Annotated in this window: 15 protein-coding genes, 1 tRNA gene, 1 pseudogene and 1 riboswitch; of the genes and pseudogenes, 11 read left to right on the plus strand and 6 right to left on the minus strand. The window is 55.0% G+C overall.

Annotation, left to right across the window (positions count from 1 at the left end; translation table 11 throughout):
• Positions 1 to 8 precede the first annotated feature (8 nt).
• From rlpA to lipA, 5 genes are all read left to right on the plus strand, one after another.
• Positions 9 to 1,073, plus strand: a complete 1,065-nt coding sequence (rlpA, locus tag HF675_RS17835) for an endolytic peptidoglycan transglycosylase RlpA (protein ID WP_187043523.1) — start codon at positions 9 to 11, stop codon at positions 1,071 to 1,073.
• A 173-nt stretch (positions 1,074 to 1,246) separates the two neighbouring features.
• Entirely contained in the window at positions 1,247 to 2,458 is a 1,212-nt protein-coding gene (dacA, locus tag HF675_RS17840; RefSeq protein WP_111737601.1) for a D-alanyl-D-alanine carboxypeptidase DacA, read from the plus strand.
• 102 nt (positions 2,459 to 2,560) lie between these two features.
• On the plus strand, positions 2,561 to 2,827 hold the full coding sequence (gene ybeD / locus HF675_RS17845) for a DUF493 family protein YbeD (protein WP_015671288.1): 267 nt from the start codon (positions 2,561 to 2,563) through the stop codon (positions 2,825 to 2,827).
• A 134-nt stretch (positions 2,828 to 2,961) separates the two neighbouring features.
• Positions 2,962 to 3,627: a lipoyl(octanoyl) transferase LipB gene (gene lipB / locus HF675_RS17850; protein ID WP_172606306.1), complete on the plus strand. Its 666-nt coding sequence runs from the start codon at positions 2,962 to 2,964 to the stop codon at positions 3,625 to 3,627.
• Positions 3,628 to 3,862: 235 nt separating this feature from the next.
• Complete coding sequence (gene lipA / locus HF675_RS17855) at positions 3,863 to 4,828, plus strand: lipoyl synthase (protein WP_105230098.1); 966 nt, start codon at positions 3,863 to 3,865, stop codon at positions 4,826 to 4,828.
• Positions 4,829 to 4,917: 89 nt separating this feature from the next.
• On the opposite strand, the gene tatA is transcribed toward lipA, so the two are convergent.
• Positions 4,918 to 5,127, minus strand: a complete 210-nt coding sequence (tatA, locus tag HF675_RS17860) for a Sec-independent protein translocase subunit TatA (RefSeq protein ID WP_111737602.1) — start codon at positions 5,125 to 5,127, stop codon at positions 4,918 to 4,920.
• Positions 5,128 to 5,330: 203 nt separating this feature from the next.
• A riboswitch (Fluoride riboswitch) is annotated at positions 5,331 to 5,407 on the plus strand.
• Between the two features lie 76 nt (positions 5,408 to 5,483).
• Here tatA and crcB point away from each other — a divergent pair.
• The 3 genes from crcB to HF675_RS17875 all read left to right on the plus strand — a co-directional run bounded on the left by crcB (position 5,484) and on the right by HF675_RS17875 (position 7,952).
• Entirely contained in the window at positions 5,484 to 5,867 is a 384-nt protein-coding gene (gene crcB, locus HF675_RS17865) for a fluoride efflux transporter CrcB (RefSeq protein ID WP_105230096.1), read from the plus strand.
• A gap of 290 nt (positions 5,868 to 6,157) precedes the next feature.
• Positions 6,158 to 6,769 (plus strand): TetR/AcrR family transcriptional regulator, encoded by a 612-nt coding sequence (locus tag HF675_RS17870; protein WP_105230095.1) that lies wholly within the window; start codon positions 6,158 to 6,160, stop codon positions 6,767 to 6,769.
• Positions 6,762 to 7,952 carry a Bcr/CflA family efflux MFS transporter gene (locus HF675_RS17875; protein ID WP_187043524.1) on the plus strand — a complete coding sequence of 397 codons (1,191 nt, stop codon included), beginning with the start codon at positions 6,762 to 6,764 and terminating at the stop codon, positions 7,950 to 7,952. The genes HF675_RS17870 and HF675_RS17875 overlap by 8 nt, the downstream gene beginning before the upstream one ends.
• 61 nt (positions 7,953 to 8,013) lie before the next feature.
• Here HF675_RS17875 and cspE read toward each other — a convergent pair whose 3' ends face one another.
• A complete protein-coding gene (gene cspE / locus HF675_RS17880; protein WP_105230093.1) occupies positions 8,014 to 8,223 on the minus strand; it encodes a transcription antiterminator/RNA stability regulator CspE in 210 nt (69 codons plus the stop codon).
• A gap of 334 nt (positions 8,224 to 8,557) precedes the next feature.
• On the opposite strand from cspE, the gene HF675_RS17885 reads away from it, so the two are divergent.
• Together HF675_RS17885 and HF675_RS17890 are read left to right on the plus strand one after the other, a co-directional pair.
• Complete coding sequence (locus HF675_RS17885; protein WP_111737604.1) at positions 8,558 to 9,721, plus strand: M20 peptidase aminoacylase family protein; 1,164 nt, start codon at positions 8,558 to 8,560, stop codon at positions 9,719 to 9,721.
• 140 nt (positions 9,722 to 9,861) lie between these two features.
• A complete protein-coding gene (locus HF675_RS17890) occupies positions 9,862 to 10,338 on the plus strand; it encodes a cold-shock protein (RefSeq protein WP_105233225.1) in 477 nt (158 codons plus the stop codon).
• 40 nt (positions 10,339 to 10,378) lie between these two features.
• Here HF675_RS17890 and HF675_RS17895 read toward each other — a convergent pair whose 3' ends face one another.
• The gene (locus HF675_RS17895; protein WP_187043525.1) at positions 10,379 to 11,827 is read right to left on the minus strand and encodes a GGDEF domain-containing protein; all 1,449 of its coding nucleotides are present in this window, start codon (positions 11,825 to 11,827) and stop codon (positions 10,379 to 10,381) included.
• 624 nt (positions 11,828 to 12,451) lie between these two features.
• Positions 12,452 to 12,889, minus strand: coding sequence for a cupin domain-containing protein (locus tag HF675_RS17900; protein WP_187044769.1), 438 nt, complete (start codon positions 12,887 to 12,889; stop codon positions 12,452 to 12,454).
• Between the two features lie 214 nt (positions 12,890 to 13,103).
• Here HF675_RS17900 and HF675_RS17905 point away from each other — a divergent pair.
• Positions 13,104 to 13,244, plus strand: a pseudogene (locus HF675_RS17905) (LysR family transcriptional regulator); the annotation flags it as partial.
• Positions 13,245 to 14,560: 1,316 nt separating this feature from the next.
• Here HF675_RS17905 and HF675_RS17910 read toward each other — a convergent pair.
• On the minus strand, positions 14,561 to 14,794 hold the full coding sequence (locus HF675_RS17910; protein ID WP_187043526.1) for a DUF4282 domain-containing protein: 234 nt from the start codon (positions 14,792 to 14,794) through the stop codon (positions 14,561 to 14,563).
• 287 nt (positions 14,795 to 15,081) lie between these two features.
• A tRNA-Arg gene (locus HF675_RS17915) sits at positions 15,082 to 15,158 on the minus strand.
• Positions 15,159 to 15,355 lie beyond the last annotated feature (197 nt).

The following is a 15,355-nucleotide window of genomic DNA, read 5'->3' on the forward strand; positions in this document are numbered from 1 at the left end:
GGTGAGTAATGCGTAAGGAATGGCTTTGGATCGGCGCGGCAGCGGTATTACTTTCCGCCTGTGCCACCACTGATGAGCAGCAGGCGCCGCCCGCCGTGCCCTATAACGGCCCGGTGGTCGAAATCAGCGGCGTGGAGCCTCATTATGAACCTTATAACCCAGGCACGCTGCAGGATTATAAAGTGAACGGCGACAGCTACCGCATCGTCAAAAACCCGCAGAATTTCTCACAGACCGGGCTGGCAAGCTGGTACGGCGAAGAGTCCAGCGGCAACCGCACCGCCATCGGTGAAACGTTTGATCCCTATGCTCTGAGCGCGGCGCACCCGACGCTGCCGCTCCCAAGCTACGTGCGCGTCACCAACCTGGCTAACGGCCGTCAGCTGGTGGTGCGCGTCAACGATCGCGGCCCTTACGTGAAAGGGCGCATTATCGACCTGTCGAAAGCCGCCGCCGACCGCCTGAATCTGTCGAACAATACGCGGGTGAAAGTTGATTTTATCAACGTCGCTCCGGACGGTACGCTGAGCGGGCCAGGCACCGTCGGCACCACCGTCGCCAAACAGAGCTATGCCCTGCCCGCGCGGCCGAATCTGAGCAGCGGCGCCATGGGTACCCCGGTGCAACAAGACGCGCCGGCGTTGAACAACAACAATGTACGCGCCATTGATAACAGCAGCCTGACCAACGGCCAGGCCACTGCCGAAACCGGCAGCAACGGCGGCCTGATCGGCACGGCCCCCGGCGACGTTCAGGCCGGCAACAGCGCCGCGGCGTCCTCGTCGGCGCCGGTAGCCGCTGCAGCGTCCGCCACGGCCGGCGCCGCAACCGCCGCTTCCGCGTCAACCGCCGGCTATGTTGTTCAGGTGGGGGCGTTAAGCGACGCCGCACGCGCGCAGGCATGGCAGCAGAAACTCAGCCAGCAGTTCGGCGTGCCGGGCAGCGTATCCGTCAACGGCGCCGTACATCGCGTACAGCTCGGCCCGTTCAGCGATCGTCAGCAGGCGCTGGCGCTGCAGCAGCGGCTGGTCGCGGAAGCGCAACAACAATCATTTGTCACCGCCGCACCTTAAGCATGGCGTCCGGCAGGCTCGCGCCGATCCGCAGTTTTAGTTGAAATACGTTCTCGCAGCTAAAAATGTAAAAACCGCGATCGGTCAGAGGATTGGCTAATGCCTGCCGGGATCCCATCTGCTATAGTGAGGCACGTTTTTAACTTACTTTCACGGATGTTGTAGTCCAGATCATGAAAAATGTAACTTCTTTTCGCTTAATCAAGGGCATCGCGCTCAGCACCGTTATCGCCATGGGCGCCGCCAGCAGCGCGCAGGCCGAAGACGCTAATCTCAAAACCATGATCCCGGGTGTTCCGCAAATTGATGCGGAATCTTACATCCTGATTGATTACAACTCCGGTAAGGTACTGGCGGAATCCAATGCGGATGCGCGTCGCGACCCGGCCAGCCTGACCAAAATGATGACCAGCTACGTCATCGGCCAGGCGCTGAAAGCCGGTAAGATCGGCCAGGACGATCTGGTCACCGTCGGGCAAGACGCCTGGGCGACCGGCAACCCGGTGTTCAAAGGTTCTTCACTGATGTTCCTGAAGCCGGGCGATCGCGTACCGGTCTCCAAACTGACGCGCGGCATCAACCTACAGTCCGGCAACGACGCCTGCGTGGCGATGGCCGACTACGTGGCAGGCAGCCAGGATTCGTTCGTCAACCTGATGAACAACTACGTTCAGCAGTTAGGTCTGAAAAATACCCACTTCAAGACCGTACACGGTCTGGATGCCGACGGGCAGTTCAGCTCCGCGCGCGATATGGCGCTGATCGGCCAGGCGCTGATCCGCGACGTACCGGATGAGTACGCCATCTATAAAGAAAAAGAGTTCACCTTTAATAACATTCGTCAGGTCAACCGTAACGGCCTGCTGTGGGATAAAAGCCTGAACGTCGACGGCATCAAAACCGGCCATACCAACGCTGCAGGCTACAACCTGGTGGCCTCCGCCACCGAAGGCCAGATGCGTCTGATCTCCGCCGTGCTGGGCGGCCATACCTATAAAGGCCGTGAAACCGAAAGTAAAAAACTGCTGACCTGGGGCTTCCGTTTCTTTGAAACCGTCGCACCGCTGAAGGCAGGTAAAGAGTTCGCCTCTGAGCCGGTATGGTTCGGCGACGCCGACCGCGTTGAGCTGGGCGTCGACAAAGACGTTTACCTGACCATTCCGCGCGGCCGGATGAAAGATCTGAAAGCCAGCTACGTGCTCAACACGCCGGAAATCCACGCGCCGCTGACCAAAAATCAGGTCGTGGGCAGCATCAACTTCCAGCTGGACGGCAAAACCATCGACCAGCGTCCGCTGGTGGTGCTGAATGAAGTGAAAGAAGGCGGCATCTTCGGTCGTCTGGTGGACTACATCAAGCTGATGTTCCACCACTGGTTCGGCTAATGCTTGAAACCGGCAAAAACGCCCCCATATGGTAAATAACACTAACTCCCGCTCCGGCGGGAGTTATAATTTAGAAAAGATGTCACGCTGGAGCGCCCGCACATGCAAAAAACGAAACTGAACGAACTGCTCGAATTTCCTTGCTCATTTACTTACAAGGTGATGGGGCTGGCACAGCCTGAGCTGGTTGACCAGGTAGTTGAAGTGGTGCAGCGCCACGCGCCCGGTGATTATAATCCGCAGATTAAACCGAGCAGCAAAGGTAACTACCACTCCGTCTCCATTACCATCAACGCCACCCATATCGACCAGGTGGAGAAGCTGTATGAAGAGCTGGGCAACATTGAGATTGTCCGTATGGTGCTGTAATCGCCACAGACACTACGACTGACCAACCCGGGTCCGACGCCAGTCCGCCCGGGTTGCGCATTTTTGGAGCGCTAAACGCTGGTCGTCGGCCGGAGCGCCCGATATAATGACCGCACCACTTCTGTAACCTGACGATGCCCGTGCAACACGATAAGATCATAGTCCGTCAGCTGGGGCTGCAACCCTATGAGCCAGTCTCCCAGGCCATGCACAACTTCACCGATCGCCGCAGCGAAAACACCACGGACGAACTGTGGCTGGTACAGCACTCCCCGGTCTTCACCCAAGGCCAGGCCGGCAAAGCGGAACACGTGCTGATGCCCGGCGATATCCCGGTTATTCAAAGCGATCGCGGCGGCCAGGTCACCTACCATGGCCCCGGCCAGCAAGTGATGTACGTGATGGTCGATCTCAAGCGCAATAAAATCGGCGTCCGCCAACTGGTCAGCGCGATTGAAGACACCGTGGTGCATACCCTCACCCACTTCCATATTGATTCACGCGCGCGCCCTGACGCACCCGGCGTATACGTCGGCGACCAGAAAATCTGCTCGCTGGGGCTGCGCATCCGCAAAGGCAGCTCCTTCCACGGTCTGGCGCTCAATGTGGCAATGGATCTTGGCCCGTTCCAGCGCATCAACCCCTGCGGTTATGCCGGCATGCAGATGACCCAGGTCAGCGCGCTGGCGCCCGCTGTGTCGCTGGAGGACGTGGCGCCGGTTCTGGTGCAGGAGTTTGTCCGCCAGCTCGGCTATCGGCAGGTTGAAACGGGCAGTTGGGCTTTAGGTGATTATCTGTAGCGCTGCCCGCCCTCTTTCCCTGACCGCACGGGATGCACCCGCTTAACTACGGCAAAGCCGTAAGAACGCGTATAATGGCGCACACGCCCCAGCGCGATACAGGGGCTGAATGGATCGCGGTAAAAGTGGTATAGTATCGCCAAGTTTTTACCTACTTCTTACTACGGCTTTTTAATTTATTGATCTTAAAAGATAAAAACAAAAGTCGAGTTTCGTAACTGGAACCTGCACGACTATGAGTAAACCAATTCAGATGGAACGCGGCGTCAAATACCGCGATGCAGACAAAATGGCGTTGATCCCGGTCAAAACGGTGGTCACCGAACGGCAGGAGCTGTTACGTAAACCCGAGTGGATGAAAATCAAACTGCCCGCCGACTCAACGCGGATTCAGGGCATCAAGGCCGCAATGCGTAAGAATGGTCTGCATTCGGTCTGTGAAGAAGCCTCCTGCCCTAACCTGTCTGAATGTTTTAACCACGGTACCGCCACCTTTATGATCCTCGGCGCTATCTGTACCCGTCGCTGCCCGTTCTGCGACGTGGCTCATGGCCGTCCTGTTGCTCCCGACGCCAACGAACCGGAAAAACTGGCGCAAACCATCGCCGATATGGCGCTGCGCTATGTGGTGATCACCTCCGTTGACCGCGACGACCTGCGCGACGGCGGCGCCCAGCATTTTGCCGACTGCATCAGCGCCATTCGCGCTAAAAATCCGGACATCAAAATCGAAACCCTGGTGCCGGACTTCCGCGGCCGTATGGATCGCGCGCTGGATATCCTGACGGCGACGCCGCCGGACGTCTTCAACCACAACCTGGAAAACGTGCCGCGTGTTTACCGCCAGGTGCGCCCGGGCGCCAACTATGAGTGGTCACTGAAGCTGTTGGAGCGCTTTAAGGAAGCACACCCGGATATTCCGACCAAGTCGGGCCTGATGGTCGGTCTGGGGGAAACCAACGAAGAAATTATTGAAGTGATGCGTGATTTGCGCCGTCACGGCGTCACCATGCTGACGCTGGGTCAATACCTGCAGCCAAGCCGCCACCACCTGCCGGTACAGCGCTATGTCAGCCCGGCGGAGTTTGAAGAGATGAAAGAAGAAGCGCTGGCGATGGGCTTTACCCACGCGGCGTGCGGTCCGTTTGTCCGCTCTTCTTATCACGCCGACCTGCAGGCGAAAGGTATGGAAGTCAAATAATGCCGTAGCAGGGTAACGTTTTGTTACGCTTTGGCTGACTGACAGCACAAAAAAACGGATGCCCTAGGGCATCCGTTTTTTATGCGGCCTCAGACGTCTTTCTTCTCGACGTTCTGCTGGCCTGCGGCACTGCTGTCCGCCGTATTCTGCACCGGCGGGGTATCATCACCCACCGCCTTTTTAAAGCCCTTCAGCGCCGCGCCCAAGTCAGCGCCCAGCGTACGCAGTTTGCTGGTACCGAACAATAAGACGATCAATACCGCAATCACCAACAGTTTGGTAATACTGATTCCTTCCATATTCACCTTCTTTAATACATATATGCCGCAGGACGCAGCGAAAGAGATAAACCTTGCCTGCGCCTAGTTATCCGCTTTCTGACAAATAAAACAACGGCAAGCTGTAACAGAGTAAGATCGCCGATCGTCGGCGTAATTTGCCGCCGGGGCTACAAAACCCCCTGCGCAACGTGTAACATCAACACCATCGATAGTTACAATTTATCGACCACGGAGATGACATTCCTCCAGCCCCGATAAGGGATAAACCGCCTGACCGGCTGATGATGTCTACGTAACCTCAGAGTGAGGTGCGTAGCGTTGCGCCCGTACCCTTCTGAGCATCCTACTCTTCTGTTTGAAAGGGCTTTCTGACCATGTTGAATTCTTTACTGGCCGTATTTATCGGCGGCGGCTTAGGCAGCGTACTGCGCTGGAGCATCAGTTTGCGGCTCAATCCGCTGCACCCGGCAATTCCGCTGGGCACCCTGACCGTCAACCTGCTGGGTGGCTTTATTATCGGCCTGGCGATGGCGCTGATGGCCCGCGCCAGCGCTATCGATCCCACCTGGCGCCTGCTGCTCACGACCGGTTTCTGCGGCGGCCTGACCACCTTTTCCACCTTCTCGCTGGAAGTGGTTTCCCTGCTGCAGGACGGGCGCTTTCTGTGGGCGCTGACCAACGCCATGCTGAACCTGGCCGGCTCACTGCTGATGACCATGCTGGCGTACCTGCTGGTCGCCTGGATCACCGGGCAGTAACCCGCGCTTAATGTTTTCTTAATCTTGCATGCGGATAATCCTCATCCAGTGTTATAAAAACCGGATGAGGATCGCTATGTGGAATATGCCGAAAACCGCCGCTGAAGTTGCCGCCGCCGCGCTGTGCGTCGCCACGGTTGCCGCGTTTATCCACCTTTATCTGTTCAGCTAAACGGGCCGCCGTCGGCCCGCGTAAAGACTTTCACAAATAATTACGCCTGCGCTACAATTGAGAATGAACGTTCGCACTCAAACTGCGTTTCTTCCCTTGTCAGTGATAGGATCGGGACATGTCATCCCCAACAGAAAGCAGGCAGGCGAAAGCCGAACTGCGCCGTAACCAAATCGTCGCAGCCGCGAAAGTCTGCTTTCGTCAATATGGCTTTCATGCCGCCAGCATGGCGGAGATCGCCCAGCGTTCAGCCTTGAGCGTCGGGCAGATTTACCGCTACTTCGTCAATAAAGACGCCATTATCGCCGAAATTGTTGACCGCATTATTAACGATAAAATGCGGCGTCTTGAGGATCTCAGCGACCACATCAACCTGATTGCCGGTACGCTCGCCACGCGGACGCTGTATCAATTACCTGGGCAGAGCGAAGACGACCACCTGCTGATGCTGGAAGTGACCGCCGAAGCCACGCGCAACCCGGCGGTGGCCGCCATGCTGAGCGATGCCGAAGCGCGCCTGTTCCGCCACGTCTGCCGTAATCTGCAACAGCTCTATCCGTCGTTCAGCGACGAAGAAATCGCCGCGCGCGTCGAATTTATCGCCGTGCTCAGCGAAGGCACCGGTTATCGCCTGCTTACCACGCAAAAAGCCGACCCCAAACTGCTGGAAGGTTTATACCAGCAGGCTATCTCCCATCTGTTCCGTGAGTCCGCCACACCTAATGAGTAAACAACACGCCCGTCAACGATTAGTTTATGCCGCCGTGCTTGGCCTTCTGGCCGCACTGGGGCCATTGTGCATCGATCTTTACCTGCCGGCGCTGCCGCAAATGACCGCCGAGCTCAACACTTCAACCGCCACGGCGCAGCTGAGCCTGACCGCCGGCCTGCTGGGGCTTGGACTTGGCCAACTGATCTTCGGCCCTTACAGTGACAAGCTGGGACGTATCCGTCCCTTACTGCTGTCACTGCTAATTTTACTGGCAGCCTCGCTGTGGTGCGCCTTGGCCACCAGCATCGACCAACTGTTGATCGCCCGCCTGCTGCAAGGGCTGGCCGGTTCCGGCGGCGCCGTAATCTCCCGCGCCATCGCCCGTGACATGTATTCAGGCCATGAGTTAACGCGCTTTTTTGCGCTGCTGATGCTGGTGAACGGGCTGGCGCCAATCGTCGCGCCGGTGCTGGGCGGCGCGCTGCTGAAATTTATGGACTGGCGCGGCATTTTTGACGCGCTGGCGCTGATCGCCCTGTTGCTCTTCACCCTGTCCCTGCTGAAGCTCAAAGAGTCGCTGCCACAGGAGCGGCGCAGCCAGGGCGGCTTGTTGTCGATGCTGTTGTCGCTGGGTAGCCTGTTGCGCCAACGGCAATTTATGGGGTTGTGCCTGACGCAGGGCTTCGTGATGGCCGGGATGTTTGCCTATATCGGCGCATCGCCTTTCGTCCTGCAGCAAATCTACGGTCTCAGCCCGCAGATGTTCAGCCTGTGCTTTGCGATGAACGGCATCGGGCTGGTAATTTCAGCCCAGACGGCAACGCGTCTGAGCCGACGCTTCGGTGAACTGCGGGTTCTAAAATGCGGGCTGACGCTGGCGGCCAGCGCCTCACTGCTGTTGTTGCTGGCCGGCTGGCTGCACGCGCCGTTGCCGCTGTTGCTGGCGCCGCTGTTCTTCGCCATTGCCGCCGTCGGCAGCGTCGGCCCGACGGCTTCCTCGCTGGCGATGCAGAGCCAGGGCGACAAAGCCGGCAGCGCTTCAGCGCTGATCGGCGTCTGTATGTTCGCGCTCGGCGCCTGCAGCGTTCCGCTCACCGGGTTGGGCGGCACCTCCAGCGTCTCGATGGCACTGACGATTTTCGGCTGCTATTTCATCGCCATTGTGCTGTTCACCCTGCTGGTGCCGAAAGCCCGCCGCTGATCGATAGCCATAAAAAACCCGCTCATCAGGAGCGGGTTTTCAGCAAAGCGGCTAGTGTCGCTTAAAGCGCGGTAACGTTAGCTGCAGATGGGCCTTTAGCGCCATTGGTGATTTCAAATTCTACCTGCTGGCCTTCAGCGAGCGTTTTGAAACCATTGCTAACGATGGCAGAAAAGTGAACGAAAACGTCCTTGCTACCATCTTCCGGAGTAATGAAACCGAAACCTTTAGATTCATTAAACCACTTAACGCTACCTTTAATCTTAGACATCAAACTTACCTTTAACGTGAATGTAAGACACAAATCGTGTGTCAGATACAGTACAGCAACTGCCCGGCTTTTTGTCCACTGCTCAGATCACATAATGCGGATAAAAAGTGCAATAGCCGGCATCTGGCGGCGTAAAGTGTCCGTTCCACCCATAAAATACGCAATTTCCAGGATTATCCGCTCAGATCCCCGCCGAATAGCGATTCACGCTACACGTTGCCGCACAACCGCCGCCTGGAAACCGAATGGCTATGAAATATAACCAGATAATCTTTTTGCTTCCGCCGCCGCTGGGCTAGGGTTAAGCATAACCGCAGCTAACCGAGAGAAGCCTATGCCCTGTCAACTGGCCGAACAAATCATCACCTACCGCCGTGAACTGCATCAGCACCCCGAACTGTCCAATCAGGAATTCGCCACTACCGAACGTATTACCCGCTGGCTGCAACAGGCCGATATACGCATCCTGCCGCTGGCGCTATCCACCGGCGTCGTGGCCGAAATCGGCAGCGGCGACGGGCCGCTAATCGCCCTGCGCGGCGATATTGACGCCCTGCCGATTGCAGAGCTCGCCGATGTCCCCTTCGCCTCACGTCAGCATGGGGTGATGCACGCCTGCGGGCACGATTTCCACACCGCGGTGATGCTTGGCGCCGCCCACCTGCTTAAAGCGCGTGAGTCCTCGCTCCCGGGCCGGGTGCGTATCTTTTTCCAACCGGCGGAAGAAACCTGCGACGGCGCGCAGCAGCTGATTGACGCCGGCGCGCTGGACGGCGTCGCGGCCGTGTTCGGCCTGCACAACGCCCCGGAATTGCCTACCGGAACCTTCGCCACCCGCGCCGGTCCCTTCTACGCCAACGTCGATCGCTTTCAGATCCGTATCACCGGCAAAGGCGCGCACGCCGCCAAACCGGAACAGGGTATTGATACCATCGTCACCGCCAGCCATATCGTGAACGCCCTGCAAACCCTGCCGAGCCGCAGTTTCAGCTCGCTGGAGGCGGTAGTGGTCAGCGTGACGCGCATCGAGGGCGGGAATACCTGGAATGTGCTGCCGCAGACGGTGGAGCTGGAAGGCACGGTGCGCACCCACAACGGTGACGTGCGCCGTCAGGTACCGGATAAAATTCGCCAGGTGATCGACGGCGTCGCCGCCTCGCTCGGCGCACAGGCCGAACTGTGCTGGCACCCCGGACCGCCGGCGCTGGTCAATCACGCCCACTGGGCGGACTTCAGCAAAACGGTGGCGGCGGAGTACGGCTATCAGGTCGAAGAAGCCGAACTGCAGATGGGCGGTGAAGATTTCGCTATTTATCTGCATCACGTTCCCGGCGCTTTTGTCAGCATCGGCTCAGCCAGCGAATTCGGCCTGCATCATCCGCGCTTTACGCCCGATGAACAGGCTATTTTCCCGGCGTCGCAATACTTTGAACGCCTGGCGGAGCGCGCCTTACAGCAACTGGCGCAGGTGCCGCAACGGGCCGTCAGCCTGGCCTGAAGCCTACGTTACCCGCTTTTCGCCGCGGCAGCGCGGCGAATGCCTGACACCACCATTCGGGCGCAGCGACGCTACCCTGTTGCTGTACCGCATTACGCGCTATCATAAGCGTTGTATTGAACGAATTAACGAGAATGATGATGAACGGCAAGATAACGACTTTTTTTGCAGAGAAAGGCTTCGGCTTTATTACCGATGAAAATGGTGAAAATCGCTATTTCCACGTGGTAAAAGTGCAAAACCCCGATCTGATTAAGAAAAACGCTGCGGTAACGTTTGAGCCGACCAATAACGCCAAAGGGCCCTCCGCCTATGCGGTAAAAGTGCTGGCTCCAAGCAAATACATCATCATTGCCAATGAACGTATAAAAATCAGCAGCATCAAATCCTTCCACACCTTCACCAAAGAAGTACCGGTGCAGAACCAGGTGGACAAAGAAAACACCGTATTATCGGTTGGGCTGCTGATGAACCGTATCCGCCCGCAAACGGAGAGTGCCCCGGAGATGCAGACGCTGCGCATGCTGTCGGTGGTCACCTTCCAGAACGTGACCCATACCTTCTCCGAACATGAGATCGATCTGGACGACACGCTACAGGCGCTCCAGGGCCTGTAAACGCCATATGCGTGAGCCTCTACCCAGGCTCACGCCGCCGCTACTCTTTAAACCAGATGTGATCGACGCTGCTGCCGCTCACCACATTAAAAGACTCAACCCGGTTACGCCCCAGCGACTTGGCGCGATACAGTGCGATATCGGCCATATTCATCAGTTGCTCCCAGGATTTAACCTCCTTCATCGCCAAGCTGGCTACACCGACGCTGATGGTGACCTTCAGCGCCTTATGACCGCTCTTCACCTCGCTCTTTTCCACCTGCTGGCGCAGAAACTCCCCTAACGCTACCGCCTGAGCCGCCAGCGCGCGCGGCAATACGACGGCAAACTCTTCACCGCCCAGCCGTCCCAGAGGCTGATCGTGGCGCAGTTCACGCCGCAATACGTGGGTAACATGGGTCAATACCCTGTCGCCGACAATATGCCCATGGGTATCATTAATCAGCTTAAAGTGGTCAATATCAATCAGCAGCAGCGATACCGCTTCTTTAGAGCGCCGCTTGTGTTCCAGCAATTCCCTCGCCTTACGCGTCAGCGCGCTACGCGTCAGCGTTCCGGTGAGAAAGTCATGATTGCCGCTATGTTCCAGGCGGCGCACCAGTTTGCGATTAGCCACCATCGAGCTGGAGAGAATCAGTGGCCCCATCACCAACATGGCGATCCCCAGACGCGCCGACATCAGGGTATCCAGTAATGCGCCGCGGGACGTCGGCGTTTCGTACAGCATCACATTGGCGGAAATGGTGCAGATCTCCACCACGCCGGTCAGCAAGGTCAACAGCGTGACGGTAAACAATTGATAGCGCACCGCGCACCACAACAGCGCCGGGATCGGGAACGCGATAGCGCCGGGGCCGCCGATATAGATGCTAAACAGCAACGACCCCAGCAGCGCCAATAGCGGCAGACCATCACTCAGGTTCCAGTGATACTGCATACGCAGCAGCGTTTTTAAGCGCGGCGCCGCCAGCAGAACGGGTAAAATCAGCAAAGTCGTGGAGAACTGTTCGCTAAACCATGCCAGCCAGGCGGTCAGCACCGTATTATTGTACAGGCTGTCATTACGCAGTATCGACAGTGTCGACGCCACGACGGCCCCGGCCAGACCGGCGGCAAACAGATACAAAATGGCCTGTGGATTCCCCATGCGCCGCTGAGACTGCGGCAACAGCCGCATCACGCAGTAGCCCGTCGCCACCAGCGACATATTGCACAGGTTGAGCCATAGCGCCAGCATCCAGCCTTCACCGGTGGTCAAATCCGCGGCAATCATGGCGATATAGGTCACCAGCCAGCCTGCCGGGTTGGCATAGGCCGGCTTACGCAATAACACGCCCAACAAAATGGCGTTAACCGGCCAGAATAAGGAGAGAGAATCAAGAGGACGGGAAAAAATGCCAACGAGAGAAAGAAAGAAAACCAGCAAAAAAAGATTAACGAGACGCACTGCGCCCGGCAGTCCATGCTTAGAAAGCATTCTGGCGTTCATAGCCTGAACCACGCAAACATCATGACCAGAACAGTTGTATGCATATCATTCCATGCCCCAGCAAAATAAGGAGAATATATAAACCAGATTGCAACGGGAAAAACCAGACGGTGCAAAGATAAAAACACATTAACCTTTATTTAACAGAATCATCCTATATCTGTCGGCGTCTAGGTCCGCTTCCCGCAGAGCAGCCTCTTTGGTTAATAGCATAGCGCAACCTACTGTATTGCGGAATAAACATATAACCACAAAAATAGTGCGAGATAATATCTTGCAAATAAACAGAAGCATCCATTCCCATTATTTTATCGGGCAAATAATCGCCTGCAATACGTTCCCCGACGCCATGGAGGCCTGCCATCAATATGACGGCTTTCACGCTGACGCCCTGATTCCGGCGAAACAGGCCCACACCACAAACAAAAAAATCCCGCACAAGGCGGGATAAACTCAATGGGGATGGGTAATACACTACAGGAAAGGAATAACACACAACATCATCGGGTGGGTTAACACTATCAACTTGAGTGTATAGATTTGTCATCCTTGGGTAAGTTTGCTCAGGTAGATGTAACGCTGGATGGAAATAATAGACATCACAGCCGCCCCGCCTCCCTCTGGCTACCGTTGGCGATACTGCTCATCGCTGACCTGTTCCAGCCACGTCACCGGACTGCCGTCGAGCGATTCGGCAATGGCAATATGCGTCATGGCGGTATCAGCCGTAGCGCCATGCCAGTGTTTTACGCCCTGCGGGATCCATACGATATCTCCCTGATTCATTTCCTGCACCTTACCGCCCCACTCCTGCACCCAGCCACGCCCTTGCGTCACGATTAACGTTTGACCCAGCGGATGCGTATGCCAGGCGGTGCGCGCCCCCGGCTCAAAGGTTACGGTAGCGCCGCCAACGCGGGCATCATCGCTGCCCTGGAAAGGCGCGTCGATGCGCACCTGGCCGGTAAAATAGTTCGTCGGGCCAGCCTGAGAGGGCTGAGCACCGCTGCGCTGTACTTTGACCTTATCCTCCGCGGCAACAGAAACCGCCGGTGCGAGCATGGACAGCATCATGGTTGAAGCAGCAAGAAATTTCATAACGTCCCCTTAATCGTGCAAATATTTGCGGTGCTTTAACGGTAACGGGATTCTTTTAGCTGAAAAAGTGGGTAAATGCGCAAGGAGATATGAGTAATATTCATTAATAGACTGCACCCTCAGCACCGGAGCACTACAATGATCGCTACCCCGGAATGATCCAACGCTGACCGCAGAGATGTTAGGAGAAAACGTTAACGATTTAATCGCCTTCCTGATGGTAGCACAGGAACGCAGCTTCACCCGCGCCGCTGCCAGGCTGGGCGTATATCAATCAGCCCTCAGCCATACCGTCCGCGGTCTGGAAGAGCGGCTTGAGGCATTACGCTACCCGCCTCCGGCAACAGGTGGATAGCGCTTAGCCCGTACGCGCTCTCAATCATTAATGACATGCTGGCGAGATCCGCCGGTAGCATCAAAGCGCTGTTTGAAGTCAGTACACAGATGCTTGGGCTGCACGGCCCCGACCCGCAAAGCGGAATATCACTAAATACATAATGGTTCCTGAATTGTGAGAAACGGATCGGACGCCGCGTGTGATAACCCAAATACCCTATACCGTGTAGCCCCCTGTACATCTCCTCTCCCGTGCATCACGATGCCATTCGGAGTATTATTGCCTCCTCACTGTCGCCATGGCGGCAATGTGGCCTATATATATCGTCAGAAGTTATGACCTTCTGGTGTCGTGTAGAATTTTTGGTTGAGATCAATGGACTGCGGATAAATGCGATTCTTCATCGTTTTCTTATCATCATGAGCCCGATACTGTGGCTTACTGATGCGCTTGGCAAGTTTGCCATTATTGCCTGGCTGGCAAACAGCGTAATTCTTACCTGTATCGTCAAATATATCGTAAACAGCAAACCCAAAGAGTATGACGAGGATCAGGATGTGTCCTAAGCTCTGCCATGCAACGGTGGTTTAATAAAAACTGATAGGAGCAAGCATATATCACTAAGATGTCTCGCCATGCTTGCCCATAAACAACCGATGAGTTCTACATTTTCTTCACGCCATTTTTTGTTTATGCAGTTTTAATATTCATATTTAAGCACTTAAAAATTAACTTCAAAAATCACTATTAATTTTTTCTTTTTACCTCTTAGCCCACAAAAAACATCTATTTTTAACGTTCGCAACATTAGGAACAATGTATACATTGAGGTGCACTGACCTTTCTGTTTTTTGGTGTTTTTCCTGTTTTATAGCCCAACTCTTAAGTCCATCGCAATAGCGCCCTCCTTTTTTATACGAACTCTTATTTCATAAATCTCAAAATTGCCCGACCCCTAGTAAAAAAACGCCCATCGACACTCTCCAAAATTTTTGTCAGCGTCAACCTGAAAAGCAAGACCTATGCGTACCTTAACTCACAAAGAATCGGCGCTCACTTTTATCAACTACCGATTGTCATACGACTAAAATATACGACAGACTCATTCATCCTACTGGTTGTCAATGCCATTTGTTCCTTACCCATAAAAAGACGATCCATTTTTTATCAGAACAAATGCTCACAAACTGGCCACCAGCACTTCTACAAAATAGTAATAACCTGTACTCTGAAACGGATCGCATGACCTTTGAATCAATGCCGGGAATACCCGGCATCTTCACTAGTTAATCTAGTTACTATTTCTCCGCAATCTTTCGCAGATATTCGTTATTCTTAAAGGCAATAATAATCATCTCGAATGCGACGCGGACAAATACGCCGCCAATCAGGATGCCAAGCAGGCCACTAAACACCCCGCTGTACGCCATGACGCCAATACCGCTGATTATCACGCCTAATAGCGTTAACCAATAAACCATGGTGATAATTTTTGGAGTAAGCATCGAATCAAAGAATAAAACATTTCTCATTAATAACCCACCTTGCTTTTATATATACTATTCCATAGTTTCTACACTGTGTAGCTGTTCCATTCTGTCATATTAATCAGGCGCGCGGCTAGTCATATATACGCGTTGATAGGGGCTAAATCACATTTATGACATGCGGCAGGGGAATGCAATTATCGTTACTGGGACGGGGAAATATTTTTATAAAATAATAACGCCCTTGATTCATCCATATTAAGATCAATCAAGCATAAACGGAATGAAGGAAAGATGACCGTTTTGTTGCAGAAAAAAGCCCAAATCTGAAATGGCACGCCCTGTAGGACTCGAACCTACGACCTACGGCTTAGAAGGCCGTTGCTCTATCCAGCTGAGCTAAGGGCGCATTGAAGAGATGCGGCAACCCGGGGTTGCGGCTTGGATTATACGGCCCGAAGAGAGTGAGTCAATGCCTTTTCATTGTGTCGCCGCCGCCAGGACGTTTTATGCTGCTTTTTCCACCACCGTCGTGCGCTAACATCATGATCTCTGAGCGCTAATCAGGTGTTTTACTGATATGAAAACGTGCATATTGCATGGCCT

Origin of the sequence: Serratia sp. JUb9, from assembly GCF_014298095.1 — a bacterium.
Taxonomy (GTDB): Bacteria; Pseudomonadota; Gammaproteobacteria; order Enterobacterales; family Enterobacteriaceae; genus Serratia_B; species Serratia_B rhizosphaerae.